The 16246-nt window shown below is 65.2% G+C and carries 15 protein-coding genes; 9 read left to right on the plus strand and 6 right to left on the minus strand.

The annotated features are described in order from the left end of the window. Positions 1 to 158 precede the first annotated feature (158 nt). From ACSBQT_RS08180 to pknB, 7 genes are all read left to right on the plus strand, one after another. Positions 159 to 1031, plus strand: a complete 873-nt coding sequence (locus ACSBQT_RS08180; protein ID WP_410709360.1) for a DUF3662 and FHA domain-containing protein — start codon at positions 159 to 161, stop codon at positions 1029 to 1031. After that, positions 1028 to 1537, plus strand: coding sequence for an FHA domain-containing protein FhaB/FipA (locus ACSBQT_RS08185; RefSeq protein WP_369863824.1), 510 nt, complete (start codon positions 1028 to 1030; stop codon positions 1535 to 1537). Before ACSBQT_RS08180 ends, ACSBQT_RS08185 begins: the two co-directional genes overlap by 4 nt. Positions 1538 to 1590: 53 nt before the next feature. Then, positions 1591 to 2958, plus strand: a complete 1368-nt coding sequence (locus ACSBQT_RS08190) for a PP2C family protein-serine/threonine phosphatase (protein WP_435001408.1) — start codon at positions 1591 to 1593, stop codon at positions 2956 to 2958. Further along, the gene (locus ACSBQT_RS08195; RefSeq protein ID WP_410709358.1) at positions 2958 to 4544 is read left to right on the plus strand and encodes an FtsW/RodA/SpoVE family cell cycle protein; all 1587 of its coding nucleotides are present in this window, start codon (positions 2958 to 2960) and stop codon (positions 4542 to 4544) included. The genes ACSBQT_RS08190 and ACSBQT_RS08195 overlap by 1 nt, the downstream gene beginning before the upstream one ends. Beyond that, entirely contained in the window at positions 4541 to 6010 is a 1470-nt protein-coding gene (locus ACSBQT_RS08200; RefSeq protein WP_435001410.1) for a peptidoglycan D,D-transpeptidase FtsI family protein, read from the plus strand. The genes ACSBQT_RS08195 and ACSBQT_RS08200 overlap by 4 nt, the downstream gene beginning before the upstream one ends. Further along, positions 6007 to 7833 carry a protein kinase domain-containing protein gene (locus ACSBQT_RS08205; protein WP_410709356.1) on the plus strand — a complete coding sequence of 609 codons (1827 nt, stop codon included), beginning with the start codon at positions 6007 to 6009 and terminating at the stop codon, positions 7831 to 7833. Before ACSBQT_RS08200 ends, ACSBQT_RS08205 begins: the two co-directional genes overlap by 4 nt. A 117-nt stretch (positions 7834 to 7950) precedes the next feature. Next, complete coding sequence (gene pknB, locus ACSBQT_RS08210; protein ID WP_435001413.1) at positions 7951 to 9843, plus strand: Stk1 family PASTA domain-containing Ser/Thr kinase; 1893 nt, start codon at positions 7951 to 7953, stop codon at positions 9841 to 9843. Between the two features lie 91 nt (positions 9844 to 9934). Here pknB and ACSBQT_RS08215 read toward each other — a convergent pair whose 3' ends face one another. The 4 genes from ACSBQT_RS08215 to ACSBQT_RS08230 all read right to left on the minus strand — a co-directional run bounded on the left by ACSBQT_RS08215 (position 9935) and on the right by ACSBQT_RS08230 (position 12586). Beyond that, complete coding sequence (locus ACSBQT_RS08215) at positions 9935 to 10447, minus strand: GyrI-like domain-containing protein (RefSeq protein WP_410709354.1); 513 nt, start codon at positions 10445 to 10447, stop codon at positions 9935 to 9937. 159 nt (positions 10448 to 10606) lie between these two features. Continuing rightward, positions 10607 to 11251 (minus strand): anthranilate synthase component II, encoded by a 645-nt coding sequence (locus ACSBQT_RS08220; RefSeq protein WP_262775787.1) that lies wholly within the window; start codon positions 11249 to 11251, stop codon positions 10607 to 10609. After that, positions 11248 to 11415, minus strand: coding sequence for a hypothetical protein (locus tag ACSBQT_RS08225; protein WP_167443994.1), 168 nt, complete (start codon positions 11413 to 11415; stop codon positions 11248 to 11250). Before ACSBQT_RS08225 ends, ACSBQT_RS08220 begins: the two co-directional genes overlap by 4 nt. A gap of 1 nt (position 11416) precedes the next feature. Beyond that, a complete protein-coding gene (locus tag ACSBQT_RS08230) occupies positions 11417 to 12586 on the minus strand; it encodes a class E sortase (protein WP_410709353.1) in 1170 nt (389 codons plus the stop codon). Between the two features lie 264 nt (positions 12587 to 12850). On the opposite strand from ACSBQT_RS08230, the gene ACSBQT_RS08235 reads away from it, so the two are divergent. Further along, entirely contained in the window at positions 12851 to 13543 is a 693-nt protein-coding gene (locus ACSBQT_RS08235; protein ID WP_410709352.1) for a cell division protein CrgA, read from the plus strand. A gap of 422 nt (positions 13544 to 13965) precedes the next feature. Here the strand turns inward: ACSBQT_RS08235 and ACSBQT_RS08240 are convergent, their stop codons facing one another. After that, positions 13966 to 14655, minus strand: coding sequence for a rhomboid family intramembrane serine protease (locus ACSBQT_RS08240; protein WP_370035137.1), 690 nt, complete (start codon positions 14653 to 14655; stop codon positions 13966 to 13968). 38 nt (positions 14656 to 14693) lie between these two features. Next, positions 14694 to 15236, minus strand: coding sequence for a peptidylprolyl isomerase (locus tag ACSBQT_RS08245; RefSeq protein WP_139467639.1), 543 nt, complete (start codon positions 15234 to 15236; stop codon positions 14694 to 14696). 175 nt (positions 15237 to 15411) lie between these two features. Here ACSBQT_RS08245 and ACSBQT_RS08250 point away from each other — a divergent pair, with 175 nt between their 5' ends. Further along, positions 15412 to 16152: a hypothetical protein gene (locus ACSBQT_RS08250; RefSeq protein ID WP_370035136.1), complete on the plus strand. Its 741-nt coding sequence runs from the start codon at positions 15412 to 15414 to the stop codon at positions 16150 to 16152. The last annotated feature ends 94 nt before the right edge of the window (positions 16153 to 16246 follow it).

Below are 16246 nucleotides of genomic sequence, written 5' to 3' on the forward strand. Positions count from 1 at the left end.
CCCGCGAACACGCGTAACGTGAGTTGAGAGCCTCCCCGCGTTAGGATTGGGTGTTGATGTGCCCAGAGTGCACGTGATCAGGACCACCTGGTCAGAGCACTCAAAGACGCTAGGCGAAGAGTTCGTCCGGCAACGGCAACACCTGATGAGGAGGTGCCATGGGGTTACTCGATCGCTTCGAGAAGGGGCTGGAGAACGTCGTCAACGGCGCCTTCGCCAAGGCTTTCAGATCCCAGGTCGAACCCGTCGAGCTCGCCGGAGCCCTCCGCCGTGAGGCCGACAACAAAGCCGCCGTGGTCTCCCGCGGTCGCACTCTGACGGCCAACCACTACGTCATCGAGCTCTCGCAGACCGACCACGACCGACTCTCCGGCCTCGAGTCCGAACTGCGCTCCGATCTGCGCCAGGTCGTCGGCGACCACGCCGTCGAACAGGCCTACAGCTTCGTCGGTCCCGTCTCCGTCGAATTCGCTCTCGCCGACGACCTCGACACGGGCATGTACCGCGTCGTGTCCTCGACCCAGCGCCCCGACGGATCCCCCGCCGCTCAGCCGGCCAACCGCGGCGGCTACGACCCGATCTCACGGGCGAATCCGATCGTCGGCGAGTCCCCGAACTCCGGTTCCCGACCCGCGACCCCGCGCCGCACCCCCGAACCCGCCCGTTCGGCTCCGGCCCCCGCCGCGACCTCGCGGCCGAACCCCGCCGCGCGCCCCGCCCCGGCACCCGCACCCGCTCGCACCATCGAAGCCAGCGTGACCATCGACGGTCGCACGCAGATGCTGCGACAGGGCACGAACACCTTCGGCCGTTCCTCGTCGAGCTCCGACTTCGTCATCGACGATCCCGGCGTCTCACGCCGTCACTTCGAGATCGTCGTCGAGGGCGACCGCGCCGTGGCCAATGACCTCGGATCGACGAACGGCACACTGCTGCACGGACGCAAACTGACATCGGCGACCCTCTCCGACGGCGACATCCTCCTCGCCGGCGAGGCCGAGGTCCACTACAACGAGCGGGACGCCCAGTGAGCGAATTCACCGTCACCGTCTTCCGGTTGGCATTCTTCATCATCCTCTGGCTCTTCGTCCTCGGAGTCGCCGGAGTCCTCCGGCGCGACATCTTCGGCCCCCGGAAGACCCGTGCCGGAAGGAAATCCCGCCGAGGCGGCTCCAAGTCCGCCCCGCAGCCACCGTCCCGGCCGGCTCCCGCGCCTCGTCCGGCGGCCGCCCCGGTCGCCCACGCCCATCCGGGCACCATCCGCATCACCGACGGCCCCTTGGCGGGGCAGACGCTCATGCTCTCGGGAGCGCCCGTGACCTTCGGCCGAGCTCCCGACAATACGATCATCATCAATGACGACTTCGCCTCCAGCCATCATGCTCGAATCTCCGCGAAGAACGGCGCATGGATGCTCGAAGACCTCGGATCGACCAACGGCACCATCGTCGACGGCTCACGCATGACCGGACCCATCCAACTGGCCATCGGCACCCGGATCACCATCGGACATACGACCCTGGAGACCCAATCGTGACGACCGGCGGTACCATCACTCTCCGTTCGGCAGCCCGGTCTCACACCGGGCTGGTGCGTAAGAACAACCAGGACTCCGGCTACGCGGGGCCCAATTTCCTGCTCATCGCCGACGGAATGGGCGGTCACGCAGGCGGAGACGTCGCCTCGGCGATCACCGTCTCCCGCCTGGCCGAGCTCGACCACGAGCCCGGAGGCGAGGACGCCCTCGAAATCCTGCGCACCTCGATCCTCGAAGCCAACGACCGCATCTGCCGCGGCGTCGGTGAACAGCCCGAACTCGCCGGAATGGGCACCACCGTCACCGCCGTCCTGCGTGCTCCCGGCAACCGCTTCGCTCTCGCCCATATCGGCGACTCCCGCGGCTATGTGCTGCGCGACGACAAGCTCCAGCCGATCACCCACGACCACACCTTCGTACAGATGCTCGTCGACGAAGGCCGGATCACCCCCGAGGAGGCCGAGACCCACCCGCAGCGCTCGGTCGTGATGAAGGTCCTCGGCGACGTCGGGGCCTCCCCCGACCTCGACCTGTCCCTGCGCGAGGCCCAGGTCGGCGACCGTTGGATGCTGTGCTCGGACGGTCTGACCGGATTCGCCGACATCGACGACATCACCCGCGTGCTCAAAGAGGTCGCCGACCCCGACGAGGCCTGCCGTCAGCTCATCGACCTGGCCCTGGCCGGCGGCGGAGCCGACAACGTCACCGTCGTCGTCGGCGACGTCCTCGAAGGCGAGGTCGAGACCACCGAAGGCGTGTCCGTCGGCTCCGTCCAACTCAACCCCCACTACGCCGCGATCGGTGCGAACCCCGACGCCGAGGCGGCCGTTGACACCGAAGCCCACGAAACCTTCGCCGACAACGACGTATCCGCCGACACGGCACCGATCCAGACCGTAGACGGCGAGGACGTCGACGCTCGGGACGGCACTACTCAGCAGCTGCGGACCAACACCGCTGCAGACGAGGAGGCCGACCTCGACGAAGAGGTCGAGAAAAGGTCCTACCTCGGGTGGATCATCACCGCCATCGTGATCGTCGCGCTGGCCGTCGGCGGATTCTTCGCCTATAACTACGTCAGCCACCAGTACTACGTCGCCAACGACGACGGCAAGGTCTCCCTCTACCGCGGCCTCGACACGACGCTCGGGCCCATCGAACTCAGCCGCCTCGTCGACACCACGGACATCGAGGTCGGCAGCCTCAACAGCTACTCCCAGGACCGTCTGCGCGGATCGATACCCGCCGGGTCACGCGATGAGGCCGATCGCATCATCGACAATCTCCGCAAGGAATCCGATCGCTCCTCCGGCATGTCCGGCGACGTGCAGGACTCGACGAGTCCGAGCGACCCGGCTCCCTCACCTCCGGATTCGAAGTCCGCGGACCCCAGTGACGCCATCACCCGGGAGTCGCAGTGATGAACCAGGCTCCCTCGCAGACCGCGCGCCCCAGAACCTACCGTCTGGCGGAGCTCGGTCTCCTGATCCTGGCTATCGCCGTCGCAACCAGCGCCTATGCTCTGGTCGGCCTCGGCGTCGAAGACACCATCCCGGCCAATGTCTACGGCTATGCCGCATGGCTGGCGGCCCTCGGCGTCATCCTCCACATCATCGTGTGGATCAAGGCGAAATACGCCGATCCCGTGCTCGTGCCGATCGCGGTGCTGCTCAACGGCCTCGGCCTGGCGATGATCTACCGCGTCGACCTCGGCCGCGACGAATACCTCGGTTCGGCGATGACCCAGCTGGTGTGGATGACACTCGGCGTGGGTCTGGCCATCGCCGTGATCTTCGTCGTCCGCGACCACCGCTGGCTGCGCCGCTACACCTATGTCTCGGGCTTCGCCGCCCTGGTCTTCCTCCTGCTGCCGCTCATTCCCGGCATCGGCAAGACCATCAACGGCGCCCGCATCTGGATCGGCGTCGGCCCGCTGTCCTTCCAGCCCGGCGAGATCGCGAAGATCCTGCTGGCCATCTTCTTCGCCGGCTACCTCGTCACCTACAAGGACCAGCTCGTCGCCGCCGGCCCGAAGATCCTCGGCATCCGGTTCCCCCGACTCCGCGATTTCGGACCCATCGTCGTCGCCTGGGTCGCCAGCGTGGGCGTGCTCGTCTTCGAACGCGACCTCGGCACCTCGCTGCTCTTCTTCGGCCTCTTCGTCGCCATGCTCTATGTGGCCACCTCGAAGGTCTCGTGGATCATCCTCGGCCTCGGATTCTTCTCCGCCGGCGCAGTTGCGGCGACCTTCCTCTTCTCCCACGTGGGACAGCGTGTGTCCGGTTGGCTCAATGCGCTGACCGCCGAGGAGTACAACAAGACTCCCGGCGGTTCCTACCAGCTCGTGCAGGGCCTGTTCGGCATGTCCAACGGCGGCCTCATCGGCACCGGCTTCGGCGAAGGCCGACCGAACATGGTCCCCTACGCCGAATCCGACTTCATCTACGCCAGTTTCGGTGAGGAGATCGGCCTGGCCGGGCTCTTCGTTATCCTGCTGTGCTACCTGTTCATCTTCCAGCGTGGAATCCGCACGGCTCAGCAGCTGCGTGACGGCTTCGGCACTCTTCTGGCCACGGGTCTGTCGTTCACGATCGCCCTGCAGGTCTTCGTCGTCGTCGGCGGCGTCACGCGCCTCATCCCGCTGACGGGTCTGACCACGCCGTTCCTCGCACAGGGCGGTTCCTCGCTCATTGCGAACTGGATGATCATCGCCCTGCTGCTGCGGATCTCGGACAATGCCAGGCGCCCCGTGGAGGAATTCCACACCGGAGTGCTCACCATCACCGAGGATCCCGAACCCGTTCCAGCGGGTGCCTCCGCCGCCTCGGCGCGCACCGTCGACGAAGATGCTCCCACGACGAATCTGCCGCCGGCCGATTCCCGTGAGTTCGACGGCGAAGCCCCGACGACGAACCTGCCGCCCGCGGATGACCGCGCACTCAAGCGCGGCGGGACACCCAACGACACCGATCCCACCGACCAACGACCCACCGGAGGTGAACGATGAAGAAGCCATTGACGCATATCGCCGTCGTCGGATTCGTCATGTTCGCGCTCCTGTTCGGGTCGACGAGCTGGGTGCAGTACGTGACCGCGGATTCGCTGAACAACAATCCGCTGAACAACCGACGGATCCTCGACCAGCTGGCCCGTGATCGCGGTCCGATCCTCGTCGACGGCACCCCGATCGCGTACTCGGAGCCTGTCGACGACAAGTACAAGTACCAGCGCAAATACGGTTCGGACAACCTCGATCCGCGCGCCTACGCCTCGCTGACCGGCTACTACTCCGTCGTGTCCGGAGCCTCGGGCATGGAACGTGCCGCCGGCGACTACCTCTCCGGCGATTCCGACGCCCTGTTCTACGACAAGGTCGGCAGCTTCTTCACCGGTGAGCAGCCACGCGGCGCAGCGGTCGAGCTGACCATCGACCCGAAGGTGCAGCAGGCGGCGTGGGACGGGCTGGGCAACCAGAACGGTGCGGCCGTGGCCCTCGACCCGAAGACCGGGAAGATCCTGGCCATGGCCTCGACCCCGGGCTGGGACCCCAATGCCCTGGCCAGCCACGACACAACTGAGGCCAGCGAGGCCTTCAAGAACCTTGAAGCCGCCGAGGGCAAGCCCGCCTACAACCGCGCGATCGGCGGCAACCTGTACCCGCCCGGCTCGACTTTCAAGGTCCTCGTCGCGGCGGCCGCCCTGGAATCCGGCGACTACGAACCCGATTCCCAGCTCAACGGACCCGCCACGCTCGATCTGCCGCAGACGACGGCGACGATCGGCAACTCGCATCCCGGTGCCTGTCGCAACGGGGGCAAGCCGAGCCTGGCCGATTCGCTCGCCGAATCCTGCAACACCTCATTCGCCTCCCTGGGCATGGACCTCGGAGAAGACGCGGTCGCGAAGCAGGCCGAGAAGTTCGGCTTCGGCGAGGATCTCGAGATCCCTCTCAATGTCACCCCGTCCTCGTTCCCGTCCGACCTCAATCCGCCGCAGCTGGCCCAGTCCTCGCTCGGTCAGTTCGAGGTCAGGTCGACTCCGCTGCAGATGGCGATGATGACCGCGGGAATCGCCAACGGCGGCAAGATGATGAAGCCCCAGCTCGTCGACAGGGTGCTCAATGCGAACACCCTCGAGCCGATCTCCGAGACCCGCCCGAGCCAGATGTCCCGCCCCGTGTCCGGAGATACGGCAGACAAGCTCACCGACATGATGACCGGTGTGGTCGAGAACGGCACCGCCTCGGTGGCGAAGATGGGCGATACGAAGGTCGCAGCGAAGACCGGCACCGCCCAGCACGCCAAGGGCGCGGCACCCCATGCCTGGTTCATCTCTTTCGCCCCGGCCGACGACCCTCAGGTCGCGGTCGCGGTCGTGGTCGAGAACGGCGGAAACGCGGGCAACGAAGCTTATGGTGCGACGGTCGCAGGACCGATCGCGAAGAACATGATGGAAGCGGTGGTCGAGAAATGAGACCCGTCGAAGGCACCCTGTTGGGCAACCGTTACAAACTCACCTCCCGCATCGCCGTCGGCGGCATGGGTGAGGTCTGGAAGGGTGTGGATTCCGTCCTCGGCCGTGAGGTCGCGGCGAAGATCCTCAAGGACGAGTACCTCTCCGAATCGACCTTCCTCGCCCGGTTCCGTGCCGAGGCCCAGAACATGGGTCGTGTCTCCGACCCGGGAATCGCCGGTGTCTACGACTACGGCGACGAGCAGGGTTCGCCCTACCTCGTCATGGAATACGTGCCCGGTGAGGCTCTGTCGGCGATCATCGAGCGCAGCGCACCCCTGTCCGAGACCGATACCCTCTCCATCGTCACGCAGGCCGCTCAGGCCCTCGGCGCCGCACACAAGGTGGGCGTCATCCACCGTGACATCAAGCCCGGCAACATCCTCATGACACCGGACTTCCGGGTCAAGATCACGGACTTCGGCATCGCCCGGGTCACCGATCAGGCGCCGCTGACGAAGACCGGGCAGGTCATGGGCACCGCCCAGTACCTCGCCCCCGAACAGGCCACGGGAAAGGGTTCGGGACCCGGTTCCGACCTCTACGCCCTGGGCATCATCGCCTATGAGGCCCTGGCCGGTCAGCGTCCCTTCACGGGGGACTCGCAGGTGGCCATCGCCATCGCCCAGGTCAATCAGCAGCATCCGCCGCTGCCGGACACGGTCTCCGAACCGCTGCGCCGCTTCGTCGACTGCCTGCTGGAGAAGAAGCCCGAACGCCGTCCCTCGGATGCCTTCAAGGTCGCCAAGGCCGCCGAGGCGCTCTCGGCCGGGGACATCGCAGGCGCCGAGGAGCTCGTGCCGCAGATGCGCCACGGAGCCGCCGCGTCCGAAGCCCTGACCCAGGTCTTCAACAACCCGGAGCCGGCAGCCACGACGAAGACTCTGCCCGTCACATCCTCGAACGATGCGACCCAGGTGTACCCGAACGGTGCCGCCGCCGGAATCACCGGCGCCGGGGCCGCCGGTGCCGGAGCCGCCGCGGCGAATACGGGACAGATCGATCCCGAAGATCCGCAGAATCAGGATCTGGAGAAGGACAAGCAGTCGAACAAGGGCCGCGTCCTCATCTGGATCCTTGCGATCATCGCCCTCATCGCGGTCGGTTCCCTGCTGTGGTTCTTCCTCGGCGGAGGCAATGCCGAACCCGAACCGGAACCGTCGACCTCGGCGCCCACCTCGGAGGCGGCGAAGACGATCGAGATCGATAAGAACGATTACATCGGACTCACGGAATCCTCGGCGACGCAGAACCTCGAGAACAAGGGACTCGAGGTCGAGACGACCGACATCAACTCGGATCGGGCGGCCGGAACCGTCGCGGACGTCGGTGAGGGCGACAACGGATACACCTTCGAAGAGGGTGACACCGTGACCCTCTACATCTCCGCCGGTCCCGCCGAGCAGCCCGAAGAGCCCGCCACGGACTCCGGATCCGATTCGGGTCTGGGCAATGACTCGGAGTCGAGCTCGGATTCCGATTCCGCATCCGATTCGCAGGATCAGGGTTCGGACTCCGATGACAACGGCTCTTCCTCCGACCAGGACTCCTCGAGCTCGTCGAACTCCTCGTCGGACTCCGAGACCTCGAGCGAAACGGACTCCTCGTCATCGACGGATACGTCCGGAGAGTCGGACTCCTCGGGCTCCGGCGATTCGGCGGACAGCAACAGCGGCTCGAACCCGAACAGCGGCAATGACGGGACGGGCAGCAACCCCGGCTCGTCGAGCGGTTCGAACTCGGAGGCCGGTGGCAACCCGAACGGAAACAACGGCAATGAATAGACAGTGATCGACACAGAGCAGCGATTACGAGAAGCGAAGAGTTTGAGATACTGAAACTCGACCCGGCTCAGGTGAGAATGAAGCCTGAAGCTCGGGTGAGACAAGCGGAGGACATACATGAGTGAACCCAAGGTGCTGTCGGGGCGTTACGAAGTTCGTGCGCTCCTCGGCCGTGGGGGCATGGCAGAAGTGCATGAGGGCGTCGACAACCGTCTCGGCCGTCGCGTGGCCATCAAACTTCTGCGCTCCGATCTCGCCCGCGATCCGTCTTTCCACACCCGTCTCAAGCGCGAGGCCCAGTCCGCGGCCGGTCTCAACCATCCCGGAATCGTCTCCGTCTATGACTCCGGCGAAGAGGAATTCGTCGAATCCGGCGGCTCGTCGGTGTCCGTGCCGTTCATCGTCATGGAATACGTCGAGGGCCAGACCCTGCGCGAAGTCCTCAACGAGCACGGCACACTCACCGTCGATGAGGCCCTCAACGTCATCGCCGGGGTCCTGGCTCCGCTCGAGTACTCCCACCGCAACGGCATCGTCCACCGCGATATCAAACCCGCGAACGTCATGCTCACCCCTGAGGGTGACATCAAGGTCATGGACTTCGGCATCGCCCGGGCGCTCAAGGACAATTCGGGACTGACGCAGACCCAGTCGGTGGTGGGCACCGCCCAGTACCTCTCCCCCGAACAGGCCCGCGGCGAGGTCGTCGACGCCCGTTCTGACCTGTACTCGACCGCCTGCCTGCTCTACGAGCTGCTGGCCGGTCGTCCCCCGTTCGTCGGCGATTCCCAGCTGGCCGTGGCCTACCAGCACGTCGGGGAGACTCCGCAACCGCCGAGCTTCTACAACCCGAACATCCCACCGGCCGTCGACCGGCTCCTCCTCCACGCTCTGCTCAAGGACCGCGACGCCCGCTACCAGGACGCCTACACCTTCCGCGAGGACGTGCTCGCCGCCCGCGACGGCCGTCCCATGAGCTTCGAGGACGATGTCGAGGCTACACAGGCGTATCCGATGATGGCCCCGCCGATGACCGCTCCGATGGCTCATGCCAACGAGGCCGAGCCCGCTCCCGAGACCGGGCCAGTATCGGCGATCATGACCAACCAGGAGGAGCGCCCACCGCAGAAGCGGTCGCGCGCCTGGGTCTGGATCGGCAGCATCTTCGTCCTCCTCGCCCTGGCCGCCGTGGCCCTGTGGGTGTATGAGATCAACAAACCCCCCGAGGTCATTCAGGTCCAGGTCACGGATGTGGCGAACATGGACGCCGATGAGGCCGAGGCCGCGCTCATCCAACAGGGCCTGCGCGTGGACACGGACGAGAAGTACAGCGCTGAAGTCGACGAGGGCAAGGCGATCGAGACCGACCCTCCGGGCGGTCAGAAGGTCGACAAGGACAGCGTCGTCAAGCTGATCATCTCCTCCGGCCCCGAGTCCGTGAAGATCCCCGACGTCTCCGGCAAGACCGAGGAACAGGCGCGGAAGATCATCAATGACGCGAAGCTGCAGGCCGGCACCCATATCTCCCAGAATTCTCCGGATGTGGAGAAGGGCGTCGTCATCGAGACCAAGCCCGGTGACGGTCAGGAAGTCGACGTCGATTCGAATGTCGATCTCGTCGTGTCCTCAGGTCTCGTCAAGGTCCCCGACGTCACCGGTCAGACCGCTGAGGAGGCCTGCCAGACGCTCGAGGGCGATGAGTACCAGCTCACGTGCAAGACCGAAGAGGTCGAGACCGCCGACCACGATGACAAGAAGGTCTTCGAACAGTCCGCGACCGGCGGAAGCGAGGTCAAACAGGGCTCGGAGATCACCGTGAAGGTGGCCAAGAAGCCGCCGGAGCCGTCCCCCTCGATTCCCTCCGTCCCCGGTGGCATCCCGACCGCTCCCGGCGACGACAACGGCGGGGACGAAGATGACAAGGACAAAGACAAGGACAAAGACAAGGACAAGGATTCGATGGGCGGAGGGCTCTTCGACGACTGGTCCGAAGGCATCATCGGCAACTGAGATCGCAGCGCACAGCGGCCGGGTCAGTCATCGACTGACCCGGCCGCTGTCGTCTCCCAAGAGAGTCCGTGGGCGTCGGTGACGTTGGTCCTCACTCCAGGGTGAGGAACAGGTCGGTGCGCATATCGGCGGGATCCGCCTCTGGGCTGGGTTCGGTGACGTAGAGTTCGATGAACGGCAGTCCCGGACGATGCCCCGCCGCCATCGCGTCCTTGAGCAGCTGCGCCCAGGATTCCCCGAGCCCGTCGTATCCGCCGAGGTGGCTGCGCACGGCCATGGATCCGCCGGGCAGCTCCGCAGGGATGACGATATGACCACCGGCGATCGGCTGCGCATTCGTCAGCCCCGCCGAGGTGGGGATCCCGACCTGCAGATCCACCGTTTCACTCGGCTGACGGGTGTAGAGGGCGAAGGCCGGTCCCGCGGGTTCGAGTCCCGCCTCGGAGAGCACGGGGAAGAGTCCGGAGAATGTGGCATCGAAGAGCTCCGGCAGATCGGCCATGTGCACTTCGCGCGCCTCGACGACCGCCGCCGGAGTGGCCGGGACTTCGATGACGGTGAGTTCGGTGAACGGTTCGTCGCGCAGATAGGTCGGTTCTGACATCGTCGCTGTCTCCTGTTCGTCGGCAGTGCACGGCGCTTGAGCTCGTGCACGGATCCCGGCGCGGGTTCGGATCATCTGAGCACAGGGACCACTGTGCTCACGATCATAACGATGGGCCGCCTCGGCGAGAACCCTGAGAACAGGGATCGGCGGGAATTCTCAGGCGATCGCGGTCGCCAGCGGCGACATGCCTGCCGCAGCCTGGGCGGCACCTTCGAGACCGCACACCTCGAGCCAATTGCCGAGCATGAGGTATCCGCATTCCGTGAGCACGGATTCGGGGTGGAATTGGACGCCGAACAAGGGCTTCTCCCGGTGTTCGATGGCCATGACGATGCCGTCGTCGGTGCGGGCGGTGACGGCGAACTTCTCGAGGTCGAGGGTCTCGTCGACGATCGCCAGCGAATGGTAGCGGGTGACGGTCAGCGGGCTCGGGCAGCCGAAGAAGATGCCTTCGCCGTCGTGGGTGATGACCGAGGTCTTGCCGTGCATGAGCACGGGAGAGTGGGTGACCTCGGCGCCGAACACCTCGCCGAGGGCCTGATGGCCGAGACAGACGCCGAACACGGGCATGCCGGCCGTCTCCGCCCAGGACAGCAGTGGCGGGCAGACCCCGGATTCTGCAGGCACGCCGGGCCCCGGGGACAGGAGCACGCCGTCGTAGGCGCTCACGGTCTCCGCGATCGCGGAGGCGGGGATGTCGTCGTTGCGGACGACGTCGACGTCCGCGCCGAGCTCACGCAGATAGGACACGAGCGTGTAGACGAAGCTGTCGTAGTTGTCGATGACGAGGATCTTTGTCATTGTCCGCCTTCGGTCACGGTGGCGTTGTTGAAGGGCATGTACGGGGCGATCACGGGGAAGACGTACTGCATGAGCAGCAACACGACGGCCGCGATGAGGATGAGGGCGAGGATGAGCTTGACCACCCAGTTGCCCGGGAGGATCCGCCAGATGAATGCGTACATATCAGGCACCGCCGTTCTTGCTGACCTTGTCGTAGGCCTTCGAGTCCTTGATATTGTCCGGCGCTCCGTCGCTGGCCGGCGTCCAGTCCGTGAGTTCGGCGTAGGCGACGTAGCGTTCCCGGGCGGAGAACATCGGGTTGCAGGCCGTCATCGTCAGGATCCGGTCCTTGCCCTTGAAGTCGGGAGCGTCCGGCACGGGTGAGAGCACTTCGACGGCATCGGGGAGGATGATGTCGAAGTTGCGGAAGGTGTAGGTGTAGAAGCCGTCCTTCGTCTGGACGATGATCTCATCGCCCGGGCGCAGGTTCGCGATCTGGTTGAGCGGCTTGCCGTAGGTCACGCGGTGGCCGGCGATGGAGAAGTTCCCCACCTCACCCGGCATCGCCGAGTTCGGGTAGCGGCCCACACCCATCCGGTTGAGCACGGGTTCGAGGTCGACACCCTCGGCGACGGTGCGGTAGTAGTCGTCGCCGAAGCGCGGGATGTAGAAGATGCCGAAGGCCTCGTTCTTGCCCACGGGATCGGCGACCACGGGTTCGTCCGGGTCGTCCGGCAGCTCGTTCGGGTCCTGGTTCGCCCAGTCCTGGGTGAGTTCGTCGGCGAGCACTTCGTTGTCGCGGTTGGCCTGGATGTCCGTCCACCACAGCTGCCAGACGACGAAGAGGATGAGGACGAGACCGGCCGTGATGCACAGTTCGCCGAAGGTGCGCACGGTCCCGCGGATCGGGCCCAGCGGTTCCTTCTCCACGGGCTGACGTCGCCGCTGACGGCGGGTCTGAGACCGGCCCTGCTGTTGCGGTGCGGCCTGAGGTTGCGGTGCGGCCTGAGGTTGGCGTGGATCCTCGCCGAGGTGGCCGTGCGTCTGCGGTCCACCGTGACCCTGCGGGACCGCGGGCATGGCCTGGGTCGCCTGGCCGTGCTGTTGGCCTTGTGAGTGCTGCTGCGGCTGTTCGCAGACGGGCGGGGCGTCGGAGTAGACGGCGGTCGGTTCGCCCTGGGCCGCGGCGGCTTCGGCTTCCCTGCGCCGCAGCTCGCGTCGGCTGGGCAGCGGCTGATCGCCCGAACCGCCCGCAGACTGACCGGCGGAGTGACCGAGCTGCTGGTCACCGTAGTCAGCTGGAGCCTGCCGTCTCTGAGCAGGACGGATAGTGGGTCGCGAGGGCGGATTCACGCCCGGCTCGTTACCCGAGGAGGAACTATTCACCACTTCTGCTCCGTGACTGTCACTGCATTGTCGGGGGCCGTCGAAGATGACAGGCGGGGACACCCCTACGCACTTTATCCTATGAGAATCATCGTTCGGGGCGCGCTCGGGGCGCTTTCAGGGTAGTCGGAGTTTTTCACTGTGACCCTCGCCCCGAGTAGACTGGTCTGCGATCGTCCCCAACCATTCATTCGGCGACCCCAACGACGGTCGACCGACAAAGGAGTACTTGTGGCCAAGTCCAAAGGACGCCCCCAGCGCACTTCTCGCACTTCGTCGGCGGCCAAGGCGAAGCAGGCCGAATCCGCAGAAGCGGTCGAAGCGACCGAGGTCGACGAACTCGAGACCGAATCGCTCGACACCGAAGTCGCCGAGGCTGCTGACACCGAGTCGGATGCGACGGAGTCTGCTGCGGAGGACCTGAAGGGCGAGTCCGCGGATGAGGACGCAGACGCAGAGGACTCCGACGAGGCTTCCGCGAAGGACTCAGCGGCCGCGGCCGCAGGGAAGAAGGACAAGGCGTCGAAGGACGAGAAGTCAGCCAAGGATGCGAAGTCGTCGAAGACTACGGACTCGAAGACCTCGGCTTCGAAGGCCTCTGATTCCAAATCATCCGCCTCCAAGACAGCCGGCTCGAAGGGTGCGGCCGCCAAGCGCACGTCCCGTTCGGGCAATCCCGCCAAGCGCCCGCAGGGCCGCAAGACGGCGAGCTACACCTCGACCTCGGGCCAGCAGACCATCAAGCCCAACCCGAGCTGGTTCCTGCCGGTCCTCATCGGCCTGCTGCTCATCGGCCTGATCTGGCTCGTCACCTTCTACATCACCCAGGGTGCTTTCCCCGTCGAAGCCTGGGGCAACTGGAACATCCTCATCGGCTTCGCCTTCTTCGTGGCGGGTCTGATCATGTCCACACGCTGGCGGTAGCCGACCCCGGCCGCAATCCCTGACGATTGTCTGGTCGATCCGCGGTGATTCCGAGTTTGGAATCACCGCGGATCGACCAGACAATCTGCATTCACGGGTCCCCTACCTGCTCCGACAGCGGCACCCCGGAATCAACAATCCACAAGCGCCGAGTTATACCCAAGCCGGGTGCGTCGCTTGTGGAAAACTTATTTCGGACCTCTGACCAGGCTAAACACACGGGTGTAAGTTATCCACGTTGTGGATAGAGCTTGTGGACAAAGAATTTTCCACTGCAGAGTGCACACAAAACGGATTTTGTCTGGTAAAAGCCTGACAGCACCTATGCGACTCTGCGCTGCCGTCGAAATCGCCGCACTCTGGGACTGAGTCCAGGGCCTCGGCCGAGTTCGGAATCCGAGTTCAGGAGCGCCGGCCGGGTTTCAGAGGCCGGCCAGCTTCCACGCTCCGCCGGCTGCCAGGAGCACCACCAGACCGACCGAGGTCGACGTGAACACGAGCGTCCGTGTGCGCTGCGGTCCGAGCAGCCCCGCGCAGCCGAGCACGAATCCGGTGAGCAGACCGCCGAGGTGGGACTCCCAAGACACGCCCGCGACGAGGAACCCATAGCCGAAGTTGAGCGCGACGAATACGAGCACCCCGGCGATGTTCCGGTCGAGCCGACGGGTCGGGGCCAAGAGGACACCGACGATCGCGAACACTGCACCCGAAGCACCGATATGATGCGTCACCCAATCGACGCTGAGGGGATCGGCCAGCAGGAGCACCATGGCCGAACCACCCGCGGTGCCGATGATGTAGACGGCCAGGAACTTCCAATGCCCCAACGCCCTCTCGACGAAGGATCCGAAGAAGAACAGTCCGATCATGTTCGCCAGCAGGTGGAACGGCGAGGGCTCCTCGTGAACGAGGGCGACAGTGAGCACCCGCCACGGCTGTTCGAGCGTGAGTGCAGGCACGAAGCTCAGTCGGCGCAGCAGGTCGAGGCCGGGAATGAGCTCCGCGAGGAACGCCACGATGGTGACGATGAGGAGTATGCGGGTGATCAGCGGCGGGGATGCAGAGAGGGCCCGGCCGGTTTCCCGTGCCGAGCCCTCCTCAGGTGTGTCCATCACACCATGGTACTCAGTGGTCCTCTACGGACAGTGACTCACTTCGCGGTGACGTCGACCTTCTCGATGACGACCGGCTCGACCGGCTTGTCCATCGCAGCGGTGCGCACACCCTCGATCTCGTCGACGACCCGCTGCGAGGCTTCGTCGGCAACCTCACCGAAGATGGTGTGCTTGCCGTTGAGCCAAGGGGTCTCGGCGGTGGTGATGAAGAACTGCGAACCGTTGGTGCCGCGTCCCATCTGCTTGCCGGCGTTGGCCATGGCCAGCAGGTACTTGCGGTCGAACTGCAGTTCGGGGTGGATCTCGTCGTCGAAGGTGTAGCCGGGTCCGCCGGTGCCGGTGCCCAGCGGGCAGCCGCCCTGGATCATGAAGTTCGAGATGATGCGGTGGAAGCCGAGTCCGTCGAAGAAGGGGCGCTTGGTCGGTTCGCCGGTCGAGGGATCGGTGAACTCACGCTCGCCCTGGGCGAGTTCGACGAAGTTGGCCACGGTCTTCGGAGCATGATTGCCGAAGAGGTTGATGGTGATGTCACCGTGGTTGGTGTGCAGGACTGCGGTATGTGTCGAAGCTGTAGTCATGGCTTCATTCTTCCACGCCGAGGCGGCGAATGCAGTTTCGCACCAAGTCCATTGCCCAACCTGTCAGGCGATCCGCAGACAATTCGATGACATCCGCTGTCCACAGGGTTGCCCCTAGGCCGTAGACTGGTCAGTGATCAACTGACCACCGACATCTAAGGATTGGGAACTGTTTATGTCGAAGAAGCCCACTCGAGATCAGCTCACTTCGAAGCTCGATTCCGCGAAGCAGACGTCGCTCCGAGTCCTGGCAGATGCCAGCGAGAACGCAGCCCCGAAGCTGCGTGAGGCCGCAGACAAGGCTCGCCCCCAGGTTGAGGCGCTGGCCGGCAAGGCCGAAGAGTTCGCTGAGAAGGCTCGTCCGCAGGTCGAAGCTCTGGCCGACAAGGCCAATGATCGGGTCCACGACTGGGCCGACAAGCTCGAGTCCTACCGCCCCGAAGCCACCGAACGCGCCGGCAAGTTCGCATCGAACGCCGCGACTTCGCTGTCGGCTGCCGAGACCCCGAAGCTCATCGATGACCTGGCTGTCCGCCTCACCGGTGACAAGAAGGCCATGAAGAAGGCCCGCAAGGCTCTCGCCAACGCAGGCAAGCGCATCGAGAAGGACACCGCTCGCAAGTCCGGTGGCGGAAAGGCCGCACTCGTGTGGACCCTCGTCATCGGTTCGGCCGCCGGAATCGGCTACTACGTGTGGAAGAAGGCACAGCCGGTCGAGGATCCCTGGTCGACCCCGCTGCCGAACAACCGTCCCGCCGATGCCCGTCCGGTCGGGTCCACCCCGGCTTCGCGCCAGGCCGCTGCCACCGAGGTCTCGCAGACCGCTGTGCCCTCGACCAAGGCTGAGGCCGCGAACGAGGTCCCCGCACCGAAGCCGGCTTCGCAGTCGGCTGAAGGCTCCGACGCCAAGCACTGAGTCACTGACGACTGATCAGTCACGCTGTTCAGTCACCAAGCGAATCCACGGATTCGCATGACCGTCACCGAGGCGGCCCACCGTTATGGTGGTC

The sequence above is a fragment of the Brevibacterium sp. H602 genome (assembly GCF_051172395.1).
In the GTDB taxonomy this organism is placed as follows: domain Bacteria; phylum Actinomycetota; class Actinomycetes; order Actinomycetales; family Brevibacteriaceae; genus Brevibacterium.

Coding starts and splice junctions, on each gene's coding strand:
- ACSBQT_RS08180 (WP_410709360.1), top strand. CDS start 159: ATGGGGTTACTCGATCGCTTCGAGAAGGGGCTGGAGAACGTCGTCAAC.
- ACSBQT_RS08195 (WP_410709358.1), top strand. CDS start 2,958: ATGAACCAGGCTCCCTCGCAGACCGCGCGCCCCAGAACCTACCGTCTG.
- ACSBQT_RS08200 (WP_435001410.1), top strand. CDS start 4,541: ATGAAGAAGCCATTGACGCATATCGCCGTCGTCGGATTCGTCATGTTC.
- ACSBQT_RS08205 (WP_410709356.1), top strand. CDS start 6,007: ATGAGACCCGTCGAAGGCACCCTGTTGGGCAACCGTTACAAACTCACC.
- pknB (WP_435001413.1), top strand. CDS start 7,951: ATGAGTGAACCCAAGGTGCTGTCGGGGCGTTACGAAGTTCGTGCGCTC.
- ACSBQT_RS08215 (WP_410709354.1), bottom strand. CDS start 10,447: ATGTCAGAACCGACCTATCTGCGCGACGAACCGTTCACCGAACTCACC.
- ACSBQT_RS08220 (WP_262775787.1), bottom strand. CDS start 11,251: ATGACAAAGATCCTCGTCATCGACAACTACGACAGCTTCGTCTACACG.
- ACSBQT_RS08225 (WP_167443994.1), bottom strand. CDS start 11,415: ATGTACGCATTCATCTGGCGGATCCTCCCGGGCAACTGGGTGGTCAAG.
- ACSBQT_RS08240 (WP_370035137.1), bottom strand. CDS start 14,655: ATGGACACACCTGAGGAGGGCTCGGCACGGGAAACCGGCCGGGCCCTC.
- ACSBQT_RS08245 (WP_139467639.1), bottom strand. CDS start 15,236: ATGACTACAGCTTCGACACATACCGCAGTCCTGCACACCAACCACGGT.
- ACSBQT_RS08250 (WP_370035136.1), top strand. CDS start 15,412: ATGTCGAAGAAGCCCACTCGAGATCAGCTCACTTCGAAGCTCGATTCC.